We start from the raw sequence: 15,987 nt of genomic DNA, 5'->3' as shown, positions 1-15,987 counted from the left end.
CCCAACAATCGCCCACTCTTGGTTCGTTAGATCGCCGCGCACCCACCAGTCTCCGCAAAGACCAGCCTTGAATCACACCTTGCGTCAATCTGGAAGCACTTTTGTCAACAGGTCCTAGATTACCGACACAGACATTTTCTTGTGAGCCTCTCGCGCTCGTAAGGCGGACCCGCATCTGTGGCGGACCTTGCGGTCACGCTGGTCTTTCTCAGGTAAGCCAATGATTATCGGGAAGCGGTCGGCTTATGGGCAAGGCTGCACTGATAGCCGGTGACGATAGCGGCATTGGTCCTGCAGTTGCTATTGCGTTTGCACGCGAAGGTGCAGATTTCGCGATTGCTTATCTCCAAAATGATGAAGGTGACGCAAGACAAGCGAAGGCCCCAATCGTCGCCGAGGGACGCAAGGCACTGCTGCTGCCAACGTAAATTTCAAAATCGTCTAAAGTGAAGATGGCCGTGAAAAAGTTGTCGACGCGTCGCAAGCTTGATGTTCTTGTGAACAACGCCAGTTTTCCAGGTTCCTACCCCGTCACTCGAAGAGATGAGCGACGCTAATTGGTAGAAAGCGTTCGCGACCAATATGCATGGCAAATTCGATATAACCAAAGCTACCGTAAGTGTGATGTGTCCGAGGAGCTCGATTATCAATACTGCGTCGATCAACGGTTCCATCGTTTTATCGTGAAAGTGCTTTTTTTCAAAGTTGAGGTCTCCGAGCCAAACGCCAAGAGCAGGGGCGGGGCTCCCCGTGCCCAGGCAAACGCTCTCAGTCACTGTTCGATGGCTTCGCGGGTCGTTCCGATAGGCCCTGCCAAGGTGAGGCGATCGCATTACCTTCGTTCGTCATGCTGGCTAACGAGATTCTCAGAACCGATTTATCCATGCGGGGGGCCATTTTTGACATCAGCTTCAGGTTGCCTAAAAATTGATTCGCTTGCTTCCGCATCCATCCCGACGTGCTTGATGAAGCGAATGGATGTTGGGACAATGAACGATAGCAGCGTTGCTGATCTTAGGGTGCGCACAGAGGGTCGAAGCGCGCGGGAGGCTGGACAGCCTGTTACCGCATGTCCCTATCCTGCCGACACGCCATTAAACTACCAATGGACAAGCGGCTGGATGCAGCCAAGCCCAACCGCGCCAGAAGACGCGAGCTAAACCGAATTAAGACAATGGGTAATCCTCGGATTGGCCTGAAGACAGTTTGAGCAAGGAGGCTGTCGCGAGTGCATTGGAGGACATTCCTCCGGGCCAGTGAATAGATTGGCTCGCAGATGTCGAGGCTCGTGCCAAAGAGCGTGGCGCTCAGAAGGTGCTTGACGCCGTTCAAGATTTGCGGCTGGAGCAAGTCATCGCGGGGCGGACACGCCTTTCTCAGGCGTCTGAGATGGGATGCAAATTTCGAGAGTGAAAGGCGTCAAGCCAACCCTGGTCCCAAGCATTATGAGAGACCGGATTGTCGATTTTGTATGGATTATTTGTGCGTGTGGCCCCCCGTCAAAAGCGTCTTGGCCCTCGACGAACAGAACGCTTGCAACCAGTCTTTCGGTCAATCCGAATCCTTCGAAATGCACGGCGGGAATCTTTGCTCAGCGTTATAATAAACGCCTTAGCCCTCGAATTTGGAGACGAAAACAGGGTTGTTAGCGCAGTGCGTTACCCTGTGTCTTAGACGATAGATCTTTACACCACCCGCTGATATGGCACGATATCGTGACGGTCCAATTGTCGGCTTATGGACACAAGAGAGGTGCGCCTAGACCTGTTCAGTAGGCCATGTGCTCGAACCGCCGTTTTCTGTCAAAAGGAGCGCCCTACGGATTATGTTATCACCTGGGGGACGGTAAAAAACGCGGCGCGCTTAGGAGGCACTTGCATACGGCCTATATATGGAGCCGGACGACCATTGGGCAAAACAGGGGATGCCGCCGAGCTATTCCCTTGCCAGACCCAATGACGCTCCGCACAAGCGAATGTTCGCCAAACAGAAGTGCCTCGGGCAACGGCCCGAGATTTGCTCCAGGCGATGGGCGACCCGGTGTTAATAAAATCAAAACAGGACGCCGTGGTGCAAGGAGGTGACACCGCCAGATTGTACAGCTCAAGCTGATGCATCGAGAAGGTGACATGCCGCTCTTCCGATTGGGGAAAGAGACATTGAAAGTGCCTTCCGCAGATCCACTTTGAGTGCATGAAACATAAATTCGCTTTTCCAAGTCTCGCTCTTATTGCCGCAACTTCGCTCGCCGGCTGCAATGGTCCAGGGCACCACGCGAGCGCAAATTTCCACGCTGCGGGTCAAGCGATTGGGAATGGCAATGTCGGTGATAGCGCAGGCTACACAGGGCATGCCTTCACGGAAGGTGCGCAAGCAACCGGTCAAGCGATTAGCAATGGCTCACAACAAGCAGGCAAGGCAATTACCGGAAACAACAACAACTAATAGTATGACGTGCCTGTAGGCAGGTGTGGCGCCTTAAAGAGTAGACAGATAAAACCAGGGCGCCAAAGGTCTCTATTGAGAGCAATATCTGTGATTTAACACGACATTGGAATGGAGGCAGAGTGAAGTCATATCATGTAACTCGCCCTGTCCTCTATTAAGCGGCGACACCTAAAATGAAGTTGCTTCTCACGATGAGGGATTGAGCGATGCTAAGATGTAAAGTTATTCGATTGGGATTATTCGTGGTTTCGCTGGCTGTTGCTGGATGCACGGCAGCGGAACCACCGCATGCCGCCTCGTCTCAAAAGGTTAGCGGTCACAATGGTATTGATGCACCAGGCGCTGCCGGTGCGGGAACCGCCGATGGACCAAGCGGTGGTGTTTAACTAAACCGCGACTGGCCTCGCAAGAGCCTCGATTTGAATCAGGAAGGGGTTTTATCGATTATCCGTGAGGCTTTGAAAACCCAGATTAGTCTGTAGTGAAAATAGTCACAGTTTCGGCCGCTGAGGGATGATACCTTGAAAGCTAACTTGTATGCTGGTCCCGAGGAGCGGTCCTTGCGGCTCGCTATAGAGCAACGTCGGAAAATGGCAGTTTCTGCCCACGCATATGTCCGAGGGAGCACGGACAAATTCTACACATGGCTACAATCGTCAGGTCGCCCCGATTTACCTGAGGGGCCTCCGGTCTGGATTTGCGGCGACTGCCATGTGGGGAATTTGGGGCCGATCGCAAGCAAAGACGGCGCACTCGCGATTCAGATTAGGGATCTGGACCAAACGGTTATTGGCAACCCGGCCCATGACCTTATTCGCCTTGGCCTTTCTCTTGCCATGTCAGCTCGTGGATCAGATTTACCTGGCGTCATGACTACTCGAATGCTCGAGCGAGTAATTGACGGATACGAAGCGGCCTTCACGGCGGAAGCTCAGGGGGAACTCGCCGACGCAAATTCAGATCTCCCGCAGACAGTGAAGCTTGTTATGCGGGAAGCGGCAGGACGCTCGTGGAAACATTTAGCGGACGAACGCATTGAGGGAGTCGAGCCGGTCATTCCTCTCGGAGAGCGCTTCTGGCCGCTTACTCAGGACGAGCGGTTGGCGGTCGATAAATTATTTTCTGAAGAACCGCTTCGTAGACTCGTGACAGCTCTCCGATCCCGCAACGATCACGCGGAGATTAAAGTAATTGATGCTGCCTTTTGGAAGAAGGGTTGCAGTTCCCTTGGACGATTGAGATTAGCCGTGCTGGTGGGCGTCGGTCGCGGACGCAAAAGACGCCACTGTCTTATGGACGTGAAGGAGGCAGTTGCGGCTGTGGCGCCGCATAACGGCGATGAAGGTATGCCTATCGACAACGCTCAACGTGTCGTCACCGGAGCACAAAACCTGTCGCCGTTTCTGGGAAGGCGGATGGTAGCAGCTAGTGTGATGAACAAATCCGTGTTTGTGAGGGAGCTTCTTCCTCAGGATTTAAAATTGGAAATTGAAACTCTGACGCGGGAAGAGGCTGTAGAGATCGCCGAATTTCTGGCCCGCGTCGTGGGCCGGGCGCACGCTCGCCAGCTGGACGGCAGCAATCGAGAGGCGTGGTTAATCCAGCTTCAACGTAACCGGTCGAAAACACTCAATGCCCCGAATTGGCTGTGGGATAGCGTTGTTGACCTCGTTGGTGCTCACGAATCAGCGTATCTTGAGCATTGCCGGACATATGCGAGCTAGGACATTAACTGACTTGCTATGAGTTGATGGGTGGCTTCGCCGGAGTAATGTGGACTAAAATACATCTCGGAATGATCTGCGTTGAAACGTCTTTTAGAATGTTATCTGACCGAGTGGCTATTACTCCGAGGACCAGATGTATAGCGATGACCGCCTCTACAACGTGCGACATGCCGCCTTAGGCGTCTGCAAGAGGGATGAACGGAGCCCCCATGTCTGAAAGGCTTTGAGCTGCACCCAACCGACACTCTCTATTTCGCCAGGTAATCTAGATTGCGGCAAATGCGCCTGGCGACTGCGTGACCCTAACCGCTCTGGTCAAAATATAGCGGCAAGTTAGGTGTTAACCGCCCTCCAAAGAAAAAAGGTTAAGGGGGAGCGTTTTGTGCTCCCCCTCTCTAATGACAATGCCTATTTTGACTTTGCAGCAGTCGACTTACTGTGGGCGTCGGTGGAATGCTTGTGTGCCGCTTCAGAATTTTTATGAGCCTTTTCAGAATGCTCATGCGCATTTCCATGATCGCCTTTTTCGTGATGCTCAGCGGCTGAATGGTGAGCTTTGGCTGCGTCTTCGTGGGATTTTGCCGCTGCCTTGTGACTCGTGTGCGCCATTTTTGTGTTTCCTAATAATTAGCGGTTCTTGTCGCCGCTATGGTTAAATATGAAGATCTATTGTGTTGAACTTCATGAAATGGATTATGAGCGCTCCGCAAGAGCCTCGCTTTTGGTGACCTTAAGGTAAAGACGATTGTCCTCGATGCGATCAACGAGATCAAAATGAAGAAAGTGATGCTGATGGTCCGAAGAGTCAGTTTTGGTTAATTTAATCTGATCATTTTCAACTTTATCAACAGTGCCGATATGCTCACCATCCGATCCCGCAATTTCCATGTGCTCCTTAACGCGTAACTTTTCAAACATTGTATATACCCTTCTACTTTTATTGATAAAAGCGGTTACGCTGGAGTTGGGCGGCCAGGTTACTGCGACGCGCTAGTTGTTGTCGCCTTGTTCTGTTTGGACAGCCCGCCCGCCTTTTTTCCGCTGGCAGTGGACATCCCGCCGCCTGAGGTCCCATTTGTGGGAGTTTTCGTAACCCCTGCCGCGTCCGTGCTTGCGCCAGCGACGGCTGCACTTTGAGTAGCGGGAGGCGTGTCCGAACCACTAGCGGCCCAGGAGGAGCTTATCGGAAACGCGAGAATTGCGGCGGAAGCCAAAGTAATTTTGAACGCGTTCATAACCCTGCTTTCTTAATCTATTTGGCGATCCAACAGATCTGGTTACGTCGGATTTGAATTAACAGCCTTCCGCGAAATCACGTTCACAGCAGCAGCCAACCGACCGTCGTTTGCGTGATCTTAAAAAAGGAGTTCCCAAGCAGACCAACACGTCGAGTCACAATCTAAAACGTCAAGTAAAGCGGCAAACGGCGAAGTGTCATAGCAGGCGAGGAGAGCGGCAGGCCCAGGATAAACTGCGAAACATCCAGCATCGACGAGGCTGGCCTCAGAAAATCCCCCACAGAGAACTCCTAAAGTCGAATGCCTGCTTTCCCGGCTGCCTCTGCATCATAAGGCGTGTCACCGACGGCAATCGCGTCGCGCGCATCTATTCCCAGCTTCTTTAAAGCCACCTGAAAAATGTCAGGCGCCGGCTTTGAATGCTTAGCGTCTTCGGAGCAAGTCGAGACGTTGACCAGATCTTGGATGTTCGCACGATCAAGATAAATGTCGAGCTCACTCTTTTTGGCTGATGACGCGACTGCGACAATGACTCCTGCGTCCCCCAAACGCCGCAAAAGGTCTGGAACGGCAGAAAATGGCCGTACCATGGACAGATATTTTGTCTTGAACTGATTCCCGCGCCATTCTTCTAGCGCGGCGCCGTGATCTTCCTGCTGATCTTTATTTAAAAACACGGGCAGCAATTGATCCCCCCCTTTCCAATCTGGCTTCGTGCTTGCTGAAAGCTGACGTGATGGCCGAACTTTTCGAACGCCTCTTGCCAAGCACGTGCGTGCAAATCGACTGAATCGACTAGCGTGCCATCGATATCAAAAATGACCGACTTAACCATAGGGTTTCTCCCAAAGCATTGGGGTGGATGGAAAAAGAAAAAAGAATTTATCGGATAATTGATAGATGGCTGAGAGTTAGCATAATATATGTGGCGCATATTCGTATTCGGTCGAACAAAGGCATCACGATTTCAAAGCTGATGCGATCGCGCTAAATCAAAGTGCTTATTAGTAATCGCTTCCTACCGGCATTCGAAATGCGCCGATTATCGGGATTACGGATGCCAGCGAAATTCTGACGGGATGGTCCAATTGTGGACGGTGACCCCAGTATCTTTTTTGATTTTCTCGATAATATTTCGATAAAAGATGCAAGTGGATCAGTCATTCTTCCAACTGAGTGATTGACTGCACCAACCTGTGATACAGGTCGGCCTTATACTCAGCAAGGGTATCGCCCTTATGACCATCACGGGATGCGACCTGATATAGAACCCGGTCGGCTTTTAAGAAAATACAAAAAAGGACGACAACCGTGTTTCTTCATAGAAAAGAGCTTATCCAGCCGGTTAACGTGGGAAAGCCAGACGCGAGGTTTGGAACCTACCTGCTCGAGCAATTTGGTGGTGCTACCGGCGAACTCACAGCCGCCCTCCAATATTGGGTTCAATCGTTCCATGTTGAGAATGCCTCGATCCGCGATATGCTGCAGGACATCGCCATCGAGGAATTTAGTCATCTCGAGATGGTCGGGAAACTTATCGCCCAGCACACAAGCGAGCTGGACCAAACCTCAGTCTACGATGCGCCGTTATTTAAATTGAAGGGTGGCGGTCCGCATTTTCTTGACAGTCAGGGTAGCTGCTGGACAGCCGCCTATATACAGGAGGGCGGAAACGTTATCAGGGATCTCCGCGCAAATATCTCCGCAGAGGGCGGTGCACGGCAAACCTATGAGGCGTTGATCAAGGCTTGCGAAGACGAGGGAACCAAGAAGACGCTGCATCATCTTCTGACGCGTGAAATTACGCATGCCAATATGTTCATGAAAGCGCTCGATGACATGGGCAAGCTAGATGACCCGTTCTTCGGCAATATCCCGCCAGATGACACTGTGAAATTGGTCTTTAACCTATCGCAGGGAGAGGATGCACGGGGGCCATGGAATCAAGAGCCAGATTTTGACTATGTCGCAGATCCGCAGCCTCAGGGAGGAATGCCTCTACCGCCAATCAATCCGGACGATGAGCGTTCAGTCTCGGGAGCGCCACAAAGTGTTGCCGGAAAGGCAAAGGGAAAAGCTCCCGCAAAACCCAAATAGCCTTAAGGGAACCTTTAATTTAGGCCGGCGCGAACTGGCGAGCCGGGTGTGAGGGACTTTGCGAGCAATGTGACATGAATTGTCGCGCTCACTCGATCCGACACAGCCCCTGCCACTGTATGAGCTTTAACCTATAAACTTAATTGGGGATAATATGAAAGCTCTGTGCTGGCACGGCAAAGGGGACATCCGCTGCGATACGGTGGCAGATCCCGGCATTGAAGATTCTCGCGATGTAATTCTAAAAGTTTCAAGCTGCGCCATCTGCGGCTCGGATCTTCACTTGATGGATGGACAGATGCCCACAATGGAGCGCGGCGACGTTTTGGGCCATGAATTCATGGGGGAGGTTGTCGAGGTCGGTTCTCCGAACCACCCCCTGAAAAAGGGCGACCGGATCGTCGTCCCTTTCAATATCAACTGTGGTGCATGCAGTCAGTGCAAGATGGGAAATTGGGCGTCTTGTCTCCGTTCAAACCGAAATGGCGATATGGCCGCCAAACAGTTCGGGTATTCGACCGCGGGCCTATTTGGTTACGCCCATATTACCGGCGGCTACTGGGGCGGCCAAGCTGAATACGTGCGCGTGCCGATGGCCGACGTCGCTCCAATGAAGGTGCCAGATGGCATGGGCGATGAGCATGCGCTGTTTTTGAGCGATATATTGCCCACTGGATGGCAAGCAGCCGCCTATTGTGAGCTGAAAGGCGGGGAGACTGTCGCGGTTTGGGGTGCTGGTCCGGTCGGGCTTTTCGCCATCAAATCAGCCCAAGTGATGGGGGCAGCTAAAATCATTGTTATTGAAACGGTGCCAGAGCGCATCGCACTCGCAAAGCTTGCAGGCGGCACGCATTTTATTGACCTCAAAGATGAGGATGTACTGGCGCGCATCAAAGAAATCACTCACGGGGAAGGCCCTGACGCCGTCATAGACTGCGTAGGGATGGAAGCGACGGCAGGCCACGGCATGCTTGGAGTTCTCAGCGCAGTGCAGGAAACGTTCACCTCGTCACAGCGTCCCTATGCGCTAGAGCAAGCAATTCAGGCAGTCAGGAACAGTGGTATCGTGTCAGTGCCTGGCGTCTACGGTGGGCCGGTGCCGGTCAATATGGGTGCCGTTGGGCAAAAGGGCCTGACGCTGAGAAGTGGCCAAACTCACGTCAAGCGATACCTTGAAAAGCTGACTGACCTCATCACCGACGGCACCATCGATCCGACATTTCTTATTACGCATCGAAGCAGTAGCCTCACTGAAGGCCCTGATCTATACAAAACGTTCCGTGACAAATCAGATGGCTGCGTCAAAGTAGTATTCAATTTAACCTGACTCAAAGACACGAGCTCTGGCATTCTCGATATCTCAAAAATGGCCGCCAAGCCTGGGCGTGTCATTTGAACATCGAAACGCTGGCAATGATTTTGGCGCCGCCAGTTTCGCAAACTTGAACCACGGTGCGCAGCCCGTGGTTTGGTTAGTTTTGGATCGAGCTTGACACTGCAAGGGTGCGGCTACGGCTGCAACCTATGGCCATGGCGGACCTTGTGACTGCCATTGTCAAGGCAGAGCCCATAGTGGGAAGGTTGAGAGAGGGCAGACCACGCTTTTTCCCGTCGGTTTGACCTTTCTCAGAGCAAGATCTGCCGCTCTCTTCATGTATTTCCCGCAATTTGTCGGCGTCTAAAAATTGGAACATGAAATGGAGTATGAGTATAGGGAAGGGCGCCTTTATTTGACGCGCAGCGCCGAGGAGAAGGCCCCACTCGCAAAACGGCTCAATCGGATCGAAGGGCAAGTGCGGGGCCTTCGCCAGATGGCTGAAGAAGACCGCTACTTTCTTGACGGGGTTCAGCAAGCTAGCGCAATTACCGCAGCCATGAGAGAGCTGACGCTACTTATTATCTCACAGCATCTGACCGCAGGGGTTGATTTTGCCATTAGGGACGGCGATAGCAACGCGGCCATCAAGGATATGATGAGCGTGCTTCGTGCAGCGTACGCCGAGGCTAGGGTGTCCGGACGGCTAGATCCGGTTTTGACCTGCAAATGCACTCTGAAAATTGCTTGGCTGGGCATTACGCCGTGAGCCGCTTAGCATACTCATCTCCGTTGACGTCTTTGCGGAAATTCGAGCTGTGACTAAGCCACCTAGTCGCTAGAAGCGAACTTGAGAGTTCGATCTGCTTACTTAACCAAAGTGGTTTGGACTAAACCGGCCTTATGAATTTCGAACGCCGAGGTGAGCGCAACGGTCGCGTCAATGATTGGATCTAAATATGGTTCGCACGCTGCTCGTGATTATCATCATCGTGTTGTTAGTCGGTGGTACCATTGGCTATAGCTACGCCGGAGAATATGGCTATATGCTCGAAGCAATCATCGGAAGCGCTATCGTCATATCCGCCATTTTTCTGATTTTAGATTTTCGGCGTTAGAAGATGAAGCTAGAAAAGTGTTTTAGACTAAAAGCTTTAAGATGTAGTGACAACAGTCCTATTCTCTTAAAGTCTTGGCAATTTACAACCACGAGAGAGAAGTGACAGATACGGAGTTAAAAGCGCAATCGCCGCCGCTACATCCGAAAGGCTGCACTTATATACTGCGAAGGATCGCCACGCGGAACTTGCCGGTCTCATAAGGCAAGTGGTGAGGGTGCGTTCGGTTACGCGGCAGCATTGGCGCGCGCGCAATTAGAGATGGATAATATGACAGAATTTGAATGACCCCAAGCCGAGAGGCCACTTACGATAGATGATTAATTTCAAAAAGATTGCTTGCTTGGGATTTTTCATTTTGTTGGGCGCCTTGAATGCCTATGGTCAAAGCGCAAGTCTGGAAGATAGCAACAATGCTAGCATTCAGGCCTATTCGCGATGTCTCAATGATCGAGCTAAGAAAACCGCATTTGTAGACCCAGACGCCATATCGTCGGCCATTATACTGATGCGTGCCTGTAAGCCCTCCTGGAACGCCTATCTGAGAACTTGCCTTGCTTCGGGCAAGGATGGTGACACCTGCGCCTTTCTGGGCGTCGGCCTTGCCCGTAGCTCGGCCGACCTAAAGGGGGAGGATCTACCGATGTTTCAGTTTGGTTTAGGCGGTGGATTGCCCTCCATACCATCCGGGCCTTGGACACCGTATTTAAAGTGAACATTGACAGCGGCATTTCGGACGCGGCGGTACATTCAGGAAGACTCTGCGTGGCTGGCACCTGCTATCAGGCAGTCCATCCGGTTACGCGCTCAATCGCCGGTCGCTGACGACCAATGGTGCGTCGCCGAGGCTTTCCAAAACTCGCTGGCTGGCAAGATGTGGATGCGACAATAGCCGCCAATTCGCAGTCCTTGCAAAGGATGAGGTAGAAGCGCCCTATCCTTGGCACCACCAAGGAGTTGAGCCTCGTGATTAGATATGTCGCTAGGCTCGTCGCAGGTACGCAGACCTCGAATGAGGGGGCCGCACGGGTAATGCTGTCCAATGGCTTCGTCTCATCGGGAGGCGGCGCGACCAGCTGTCGGAGGATTTCATAAAGACGGGGTTACGGCCATTCTGTCCATGGCGGCGTATCGGAAGCGCGGCTGGGGCCGGAGCTCTTTATGATAGGCTTAGCGGAAACTCAGGGACGAGAGTTCGCGGAAGTTGTTGTCAATGGTAGAGGGCTGGGCGGAAATCCACGGCATTGGCTGGCACGTTGATGTGCCACGGCGCCACGGCATCGCGGTTGGCGCTTAGGCATTAGAAATTCCCTGAAGGGTTGAGAAAAGTGGGGTCAGCGTCTTTCTTACAAGTCGGCCACCATGTCGATTTCACATCGAATTAACAATGCGTTGGACGACTTATGCGATTATGCGATCTGTTTTCTTTGTTACTGAAAACGGTGAAGGCCCAAGCGTCCGTCTGCATAAGAAATCAGCGGGTGACTTAGGTTGTGCCTCGGCTGGTTGCTCCAGCCCGATGCCGGGAGCTTGGCTTCTTCTCAGCTGGACGCTATCACGCGTTGGCATGGCACGCCAAGCTATACCGTAACGGATCACATACCGCAGGGCGTTGAACAGTTCGCGCAGCGGATACTCCCGCTGCGGCGCATCTTCCTTCATCAAGGTCAGATACCCGACCACAAGCGACCACTCTTCGTCACTGACATCAGATGGATATGGCTTGCGGGTGCGGGCATTCCTCATGCCATACAATTACGACATGGCCAACGAAAAGTACATGACACGCTCTAGGTAAGGTGCAGACCCGCCAAATTGCTCCATTATCCTGTTTGAGGAATCCCGACAGCGCCGCATCGACCTGGGCCGGATGTGCCTCGTTAACATCCTGACACTCTCCAGGAATTCGAGGGGGAACACCTGGTCATCCACCTGAGCACCTTTGCGGCATGTTGGTGGGACGATGGGCTAAATGTTTCCATCAACACTGATCAATTCCTTCGAGTGCGAAGGTGTCACGGTATTGTGGGGCCAGTACACTATTACTTAGATTGTGATATTGGATCAGAGTCATCAGTTTTTCTATGTAACGCAAACATGGAAACCCAATGACCCCCTTTAATCAAACTGTTGAACGCAGCGACGCGCGTCGTTCCTTCTTGCGACAAGCGGCTTCCGCAGGCGTTGCCCTTGCGGCTGCCGGACTAGCAAGTTCAGCCAAAGCGGCAACTATGCCGCAGCAGCCGGAGGCAGAGACCGGACACGAATATCCTATGCCTCTGCCACATGCGATGAATGAAGCTGAGTTTCGAATGGGTGTGATTGGACCAGCAACCCTGTCACGTGTAACTAGTGAAATGGCTATAGACAAGACGACCAACGGTCGAGCTAAGGAATTTGCCAATTTTGAACTTCGTGAGGCAATCGCGGTCACAACAGTTCTTTCAAACCTGCACACTCCCGTGCCGCCGATGGATAAGATTGCCAAGGCAACTCTTAAGAAAATTCAGTTAGCCACGATGGGCAAGGATTTTGATCGAACTTATATTCAAGCCCAACTTGAAAACCACGAGTTTCTTCGCGATCACACAAAAAACTATTTGAAGCTATCATCGAGCGCGACCAGCATGCCTGAATTATCTGGTCGGAATCTCGCAACTCTTGCATTGGCGACGTTTACTGAACACGTTCAGATCTGCAAGGATATCCTTTTTGAACTGAAAGCATAATGTGCAGAAGGTATGCAGTCATAGGAAAAGTTGATTAGGATTGCTCGGAGTTTGTTTGAGAAAGGTTAGACATGGTCAGTCCGACGTAGGAACAGACCCGCGTGGCAACGCAGATCATGGCTGTAGACCAGTTGAGTTGGGTCTTTTTGTAGCGCACGAGCCTGCGGGCGGGAAGATACCTTGATGTTGATTTTCCCTCGAATCTGACCCGGGCGGCCAGGAGGGGATACGGGTGAAAACTTGGGCTGCCAGGGAGGTAGTCCACGTATTCGCGATTGCGGTGAGACGCCCGTCGCCCGTGGAGTGATCGACCTCCGCTGAGAGGATGAGCGGCGGCTTCAGTCCTAACTGGCCTGTTCAGGTGCCGCCGCATCCAGTTGAGACCAGCCGCTCATCCATCGGTCGTGCGCCTTGCTCTCATCGGGGTGAGGGTTATTCGCCGATTGTCTTCCCGGCTTTGCGTGCACTTTTTTCGTCGGCGGGAATCTTGAGTTAATCTTCTGGGCTCAAGTGATTTCTCCGGTCGTGGTTACCGGCTCCTGCGAGCCTTATCGTTGCGGTTATTTCATGAAAATCCTCATCAAGATGCTGGCATAGGGTCCGATCAACACTTGTCGGCTGAGGCGACTTCGCACCTCACAGGCGGAGACTTCGCGGCACAATTGGGACGCGCTAAGCTGCCGTTTCGTGCTCAATGGTCCCGATACGATATAACACGTCTGCGTCAGTCCCGTTATTGTGATGGCGCATTTGCGGCCGTGGTCGACTGCGCGCCATATATTTGGTTGAGCATTTGGCGGCCTCCGCCCGGTTGTTCCACTTAAAATAGCGATTGGCTCTTATCCCCCAATCCGTTGGACTAATTCAGAAAGAAATTTGATGATCAAATCCGTCATCTTTGACGTCGATGGCACGCTTGTTGATTCAGTGGACTTGCATGCGCGCGCTTGGCAAGAGGCGTTTGAAAAGTTCGGCCATTCAGTGACGTTTCAGCAAGCCCGAAGCCAGATCGGAAAGGGTGGGGACCAGTTACTGCCGGTGTTTTTGTCGGATGACGAAAGGGCGCATCATGGCGATGCCCTTGAGGCATGGCGAGGTGACTTATTCAAGTCGAAATACCTCGGCTTGGTACGCCCGTTTTCCGCAGTTCCGGCACTGTTGCAGCGTTTGAAAGAGCAAGGCGTAACAATTGCGGTCGCCTCCTCAGCTAAAAAGAGCGAACTCGATGTCTATCTAGAAATAGCCGACATCAAAAGCTTGGTCGATGTTTCAACCTCGTCTGACGACGCAGAACATTCCAAACCCGCGCCCGACATATTTCAGGTCGCATTAGCAAAGCTTTGCGTCGAAGCGGGTGAGGCGGTCGCTATCGGTGACGCTCCTTATGATGCGGAGGCGGCGGGCAAAGCCGGAATCTCAACCATCGGCTTTCTGTGCGGCGGATTTCCTGAAGCCAGTCTGCTGAAAGCGGGATGCGTTGCCGTTTATCAGGGTCCGAGCGGTTTGCTCGCCTGCTACGAAAAGTCGCCGTTTTCGACACATGCTTCTATGGTAGGCGAAGCTTCGCCCGATACGAAAGCGGGAGCCTCGTCTTCCAAGCTTATCCAGCAGAGTTCCAACGGCGATTCCTGGCATTTTATCGGGGCAGTCGGCACCCAACATCCGATCGTTCGGCATATCGCGAACGCCTCCTCTGGCGGGCAAGTGACGGATATGGACGTGGAGGCCTTTCTCAGCGCAAATGGCTCAAGCCCGGAAGCCAGCGAACTAAGGCGCATGCTGACAGGAATACCGAAGGAGTAATTGCCGGAGAGTGTAAGCGCAACGCGCTACGCTTAGCTCTTTTCAACCGACTGTCTTTAATCCGGTAATGGAAATTGATGAAACTTCATCCCCGTCCTGCATTTTCGTTTGCTACGGTATTGGCGGCGAGCGCCACAACATTGGCGGTCTTGGCGGCTGCCAATCATCTAATGGCTCGCCGAACCGAAAGGACTTACTCGCCAGAAGGCAAATTTATGGAGGTCGATGGCCTTCGCCTGCATTTTACTGACCGTGGTGCAGGTCGTCCTGTCGTCCTGATTCATGGAAACATGGTGTGCGGGAATGACTTCGATACGTCTGGCGTCGCGGAAATTCTGCGGCATTCCCACCGGGTCATCATCTTCGATCGTCCTGGTTTCGGATATTCCAGCCGGCCGAATGACCGAATATGGACAGCGGATCAGCAGGCTCAATTGCTGAGTAAAGCGTTGCAGCAACTCGACGTTGTCAGGCCCGTCATCGTTGGCCATTCCTGGGGCACAATTGTTGCCTTGGCTATGGCAGCGAGGGATCAGACCGCCATCGCCGGCCTTGTTCTCGTCAGCGGCTACTATGTCAAAACGATCCGGCTGGACACGCTGACAGCCGCTGTCGCTACGCTGCCGGTCATCGGCACCATCCTGCGCCACACCATTTCTCCTTTTGTAAGCTGGTTGACGATGCCCATGACTAAGAAGGCGCTTTTTTGGCCCGCCCGTGTTCCGAAGCGGTTTGACGAAAAATTCTCGACAGCCATGGCGCTTCGCCCGTCACAAATCAAAGCGATGTCCCAGGACGGTGCCTTGATGATTCCGAGCGTTATAGCGTTGGCTGAGCATTACGCTAAGCTGGAATTGCCGATAGCACTCATCGCAGGCGCGGGCGATAAGGTGGTTTTCAAAAGCAATAGTGAGAAACTGGAACAAGCGGTCGAGGGAAGCGCGCTTGTCGTCGTTAGCGACGCGGGGCATATGGTTCACTATCAGGCAGCACAGCAGGTTGCCGAAGCAGTCGGGACGATTATTCACAAAGCTGCCACCCGCTTCGCCACATAAGTTTGGCGGAGCAGCGTGATGTGAAGGCCGCCCGCGTCGCGAAGACACGGACGAAGGCCCATGCGCCGCAGAGCAAAGGTCCAGCGATCTCAGACCCTGCTGTCCAGCGCGAAAGCGGCATGAATGAGGGCGAGATGACTGAGCCCCTGAGGGAGGTCGCCGAAGTAATTGCCCGTTGACGGGTTAATCATTTCGCTCAGGATGCCAAGGCAGTCTTTGGATAGTCCCCTATCTCTCGCAAAAGCTTTTCCGCTTCCTCATGCCGTGCAAGTAGGGCCAGCGCTTCGGCTATTCAGAATGAGCATGCGCGAAAAGCGGCTTCTTCCTGAGTTGGAGCTGAATATCGATAAATGAGGCAACCGATGGCGGGCTCTTTCAGGGTCACGTCGAGTGTTTTTGAAAGCCGCTTCGTATCATCGAACCCAAAGCGGACGGCGGGCGCAGGTGTCAATATTCC

The 15,987-nt window shown here is 52.8% G+C and carries 16 protein-coding genes and 1 pseudogene; 12 read left to right on the top strand and 5 right to left on the bottom strand.

The window, feature by feature from the left end; translation table 11 throughout:
- Positions 1-245 precede the first annotated feature (245 nt).
- The 4 genes from ASILVAE211_RS24955 to ASILVAE211_RS24945 all read left to right on the top strand — a co-directional run bounded on the left by ASILVAE211_RS24955 (position 246) and on the right by ASILVAE211_RS24945 (position 4,172).
- Positions 246-428 carry a hypothetical protein gene (locus ASILVAE211_RS24955; protein ID WP_227324077.1) on the top strand — a complete coding sequence of 61 codons (183 nt, stop codon included), beginning with the start codon at positions 246-248 and terminating at the stop codon, positions 426-428.
- 354 nt (positions 429-782) lie between these two features.
- Positions 783-1,160: a ribosome modulation factor gene (locus ASILVAE211_RS26615; protein WP_406566104.1), complete on the top strand. Its 378-nt coding sequence runs from the start codon at positions 783-785 to the stop codon at positions 1,158-1,160.
- A 1,033-nt stretch (positions 1,161-2,193) separates the two neighbouring features.
- Positions 2,194-2,445, top strand: a complete 252-nt coding sequence (locus tag ASILVAE211_RS24950; protein ID WP_227324076.1) for a hypothetical protein — start codon at positions 2,194-2,196, stop codon at positions 2,443-2,445.
- A gap of 524 nt (positions 2,446-2,969) precedes the next feature.
- Positions 2,970-4,172 carry a DUF2252 family protein gene (locus ASILVAE211_RS24945; RefSeq protein ID WP_319799642.1) on the top strand — a complete coding sequence of 401 codons (1,203 nt, stop codon included), beginning with the start codon at positions 2,970-2,972 and terminating at the stop codon, positions 4,170-4,172.
- A gap of 411 nt (positions 4,173-4,583) precedes the next feature.
- Here the strand turns inward: ASILVAE211_RS24945 and ASILVAE211_RS24940 are convergent, their stop codons facing one another.
- From ASILVAE211_RS24940 to ASILVAE211_RS26610, 4 genes are all read right to left on the bottom strand, one after another.
- Entirely contained in the window at positions 4,584-4,784 is a 201-nt protein-coding gene (locus ASILVAE211_RS24940) for a hypothetical protein (protein ID WP_227324075.1), read from the bottom strand.
- 84 nt (positions 4,785-4,868) lie between these two features.
- A complete protein-coding gene (locus ASILVAE211_RS24935; protein WP_227324074.1) occupies positions 4,869-5,063 on the bottom strand; it encodes a DUF2171 domain-containing protein in 195 nt (64 codons plus the stop codon).
- Positions 5,064-5,703: 640 nt separating this feature from the next.
- Positions 5,704-6,090: an HAD family hydrolase gene (locus ASILVAE211_RS24930; protein WP_319799643.1), complete on the bottom strand. Its 387-nt coding sequence runs from the start codon at positions 6,088-6,090 to the stop codon at positions 5,704-5,706.
- A complete protein-coding gene (locus tag ASILVAE211_RS26610) occupies positions 6,081-6,248 on the bottom strand; it encodes an HAD hydrolase-like protein (RefSeq protein WP_406566103.1) in 168 nt (55 codons plus the stop codon). Before ASILVAE211_RS26610 ends, ASILVAE211_RS24930 begins: the two co-directional genes overlap by 10 nt.
- 476 nt (positions 6,249-6,724) lie before the next feature.
- Between ASILVAE211_RS26610 and ASILVAE211_RS24925 the strand changes: the two genes are divergently transcribed.
- The 5 genes from ASILVAE211_RS24925 (at position 6,725) to ASILVAE211_RS24905 (ending at position 10,658) form a co-directional block, all read left to right on the top strand.
- Positions 6,725-7,510: a manganese catalase family protein gene (locus tag ASILVAE211_RS24925; RefSeq protein WP_227324073.1), complete on the top strand. Its 786-nt coding sequence runs from the start codon at positions 6,725-6,727 to the stop codon at positions 7,508-7,510.
- Positions 7,511-7,664: 154 nt separating this feature from the next.
- Positions 7,665-8,837 carry a zinc-dependent alcohol dehydrogenase gene (locus tag ASILVAE211_RS24920; protein WP_227324072.1) on the top strand — a complete coding sequence of 391 codons (1,173 nt, stop codon included), beginning with the start codon at positions 7,665-7,667 and terminating at the stop codon, positions 8,835-8,837.
- 403 nt (positions 8,838-9,240) lie between these two features.
- On the top strand, positions 9,241-9,594 hold the full coding sequence (locus tag ASILVAE211_RS24915; protein ID WP_227324071.1) for a metal-sensing transcriptional repressor: 354 nt from the start codon (positions 9,241-9,243) through the stop codon (positions 9,592-9,594).
- A gap of 190 nt (positions 9,595-9,784) precedes the next feature.
- Complete coding sequence (locus ASILVAE211_RS24910; RefSeq protein WP_227324070.1) at positions 9,785-9,943, top strand: DUF3309 family protein; 159 nt, start codon at positions 9,785-9,787, stop codon at positions 9,941-9,943.
- 316 nt (positions 9,944-10,259) lie between these two features.
- A complete protein-coding gene (locus ASILVAE211_RS24905) occupies positions 10,260-10,658 on the top strand; it encodes a hypothetical protein (protein ID WP_227324069.1) in 399 nt (132 codons plus the stop codon).
- A gap of 848 nt (positions 10,659-11,506) precedes the next feature.
- Here the strand turns inward: ASILVAE211_RS24905 and ASILVAE211_RS24900 are convergent.
- Positions 11,507-11,689, bottom strand: a pseudogene (locus ASILVAE211_RS24900) (transposase); the annotation flags it as partial.
- Between the two features lie 362 nt (positions 11,690-12,051).
- Between ASILVAE211_RS24900 and ASILVAE211_RS24895 the strand changes: the two are divergent.
- The 3 genes from ASILVAE211_RS24895 (at position 12,052) to ASILVAE211_RS24885 (ending at position 15,530) form a co-directional block, all read left to right on the top strand.
- Positions 12,052-12,672, top strand: coding sequence for a DUF305 domain-containing protein (locus tag ASILVAE211_RS24895; RefSeq protein WP_227324068.1), 621 nt, complete (start codon positions 12,052-12,054; stop codon positions 12,670-12,672).
- An 879-nt stretch (positions 12,673-13,551) separates the two neighbouring features.
- The gene (locus tag ASILVAE211_RS24890; protein WP_227324067.1) at positions 13,552-14,475 is read left to right on the top strand and encodes an HAD family hydrolase; all 924 of its coding nucleotides are present in this window, start codon (positions 13,552-13,554) and stop codon (positions 14,473-14,475) included.
- Between the two features lie 77 nt (positions 14,476-14,552).
- On the top strand, positions 14,553-15,530 hold the full coding sequence (locus ASILVAE211_RS24885; protein WP_227324066.1) for an alpha/beta fold hydrolase: 978 nt from the start codon (positions 14,553-14,555) through the stop codon (positions 15,528-15,530).
- Positions 15,531-15,987: the final 457 nt, after the last annotated feature.

Source organism: Acidisoma silvae (assembly GCF_020618775.1).
GTDB classification, from domain to species: Bacteria; Pseudomonadota; Alphaproteobacteria; order Acetobacterales; family Acetobacteraceae; genus Acidisoma; species Acidisoma silvae.
The sequence above is the reverse complement of the archived record's forward strand: the minus strand, read 5'-3'. Positions and strand labels throughout refer to the sequence as shown.

Excerpts from the sequence above, each read along its gene's own strand:
- ASILVAE211_RS24895 (WP_227324068.1), top strand. The coding sequence starts at position 12,052 with ATGACCCCCTTTAATCAAACTGTTGAACGCAGCGACGCGCGTCGTTCC.
- ASILVAE211_RS24905 (WP_227324069.1), top strand. The coding sequence starts at position 10,260 with ATGATTAATTTCAAAAAGATTGCTTGCTTGGGATTTTTCATTTTGTTG.
- ASILVAE211_RS24950 (WP_227324076.1), top strand. The coding sequence starts at position 2,194 with ATGAAACATAAATTCGCTTTTCCAAGTCTCGCTCTTATTGCCGCAACT.
- ASILVAE211_RS24890 (WP_227324067.1), top strand. The coding sequence starts at position 13,552 with ATGATCAAATCCGTCATCTTTGACGTCGATGGCACGCTTGTTGATTCA.
- ASILVAE211_RS24935 (WP_227324074.1), bottom strand. The coding sequence starts at position 5,063 with ATGGAAATTGCGGGATCGGATGGTGAGCATATCGGCACTGTTGATAAA.
- ASILVAE211_RS24955 (WP_227324077.1), top strand. The coding sequence starts at position 246 with ATGGGCAAGGCTGCACTGATAGCCGGTGACGATAGCGGCATTGGTCCT.
- ASILVAE211_RS26615 (WP_406566104.1), top strand. The coding sequence starts at position 783 with ATGGCTTCGCGGGTCGTTCCGATAGGCCCTGCCAAGGTGAGGCGATCG.
- ASILVAE211_RS24940 (WP_227324075.1), bottom strand. The coding sequence starts at position 4,784 with ATGGCGCACACGAGTCACAAGGCAGCGGCAAAATCCCACGAAGACGCA.
- ASILVAE211_RS24885 (WP_227324066.1), top strand. The coding sequence starts at position 14,553 with ATGAAACTTCATCCCCGTCCTGCATTTTCGTTTGCTACGGTATTGGCG.
- ASILVAE211_RS24920 (WP_227324072.1), top strand. The coding sequence starts at position 7,665 with ATGAAAGCTCTGTGCTGGCACGGCAAAGGGGACATCCGCTGCGATACG.
- ASILVAE211_RS24910 (WP_227324070.1), top strand. The coding sequence starts at position 9,785 with ATGGTTCGCACGCTGCTCGTGATTATCATCATCGTGTTGTTAGTCGGT.
- ASILVAE211_RS26610 (WP_406566103.1), bottom strand. The coding sequence starts at position 6,248 with ATGGTTAAGTCGGTCATTTTTGATATCGATGGCACGCTAGTCGATTCA.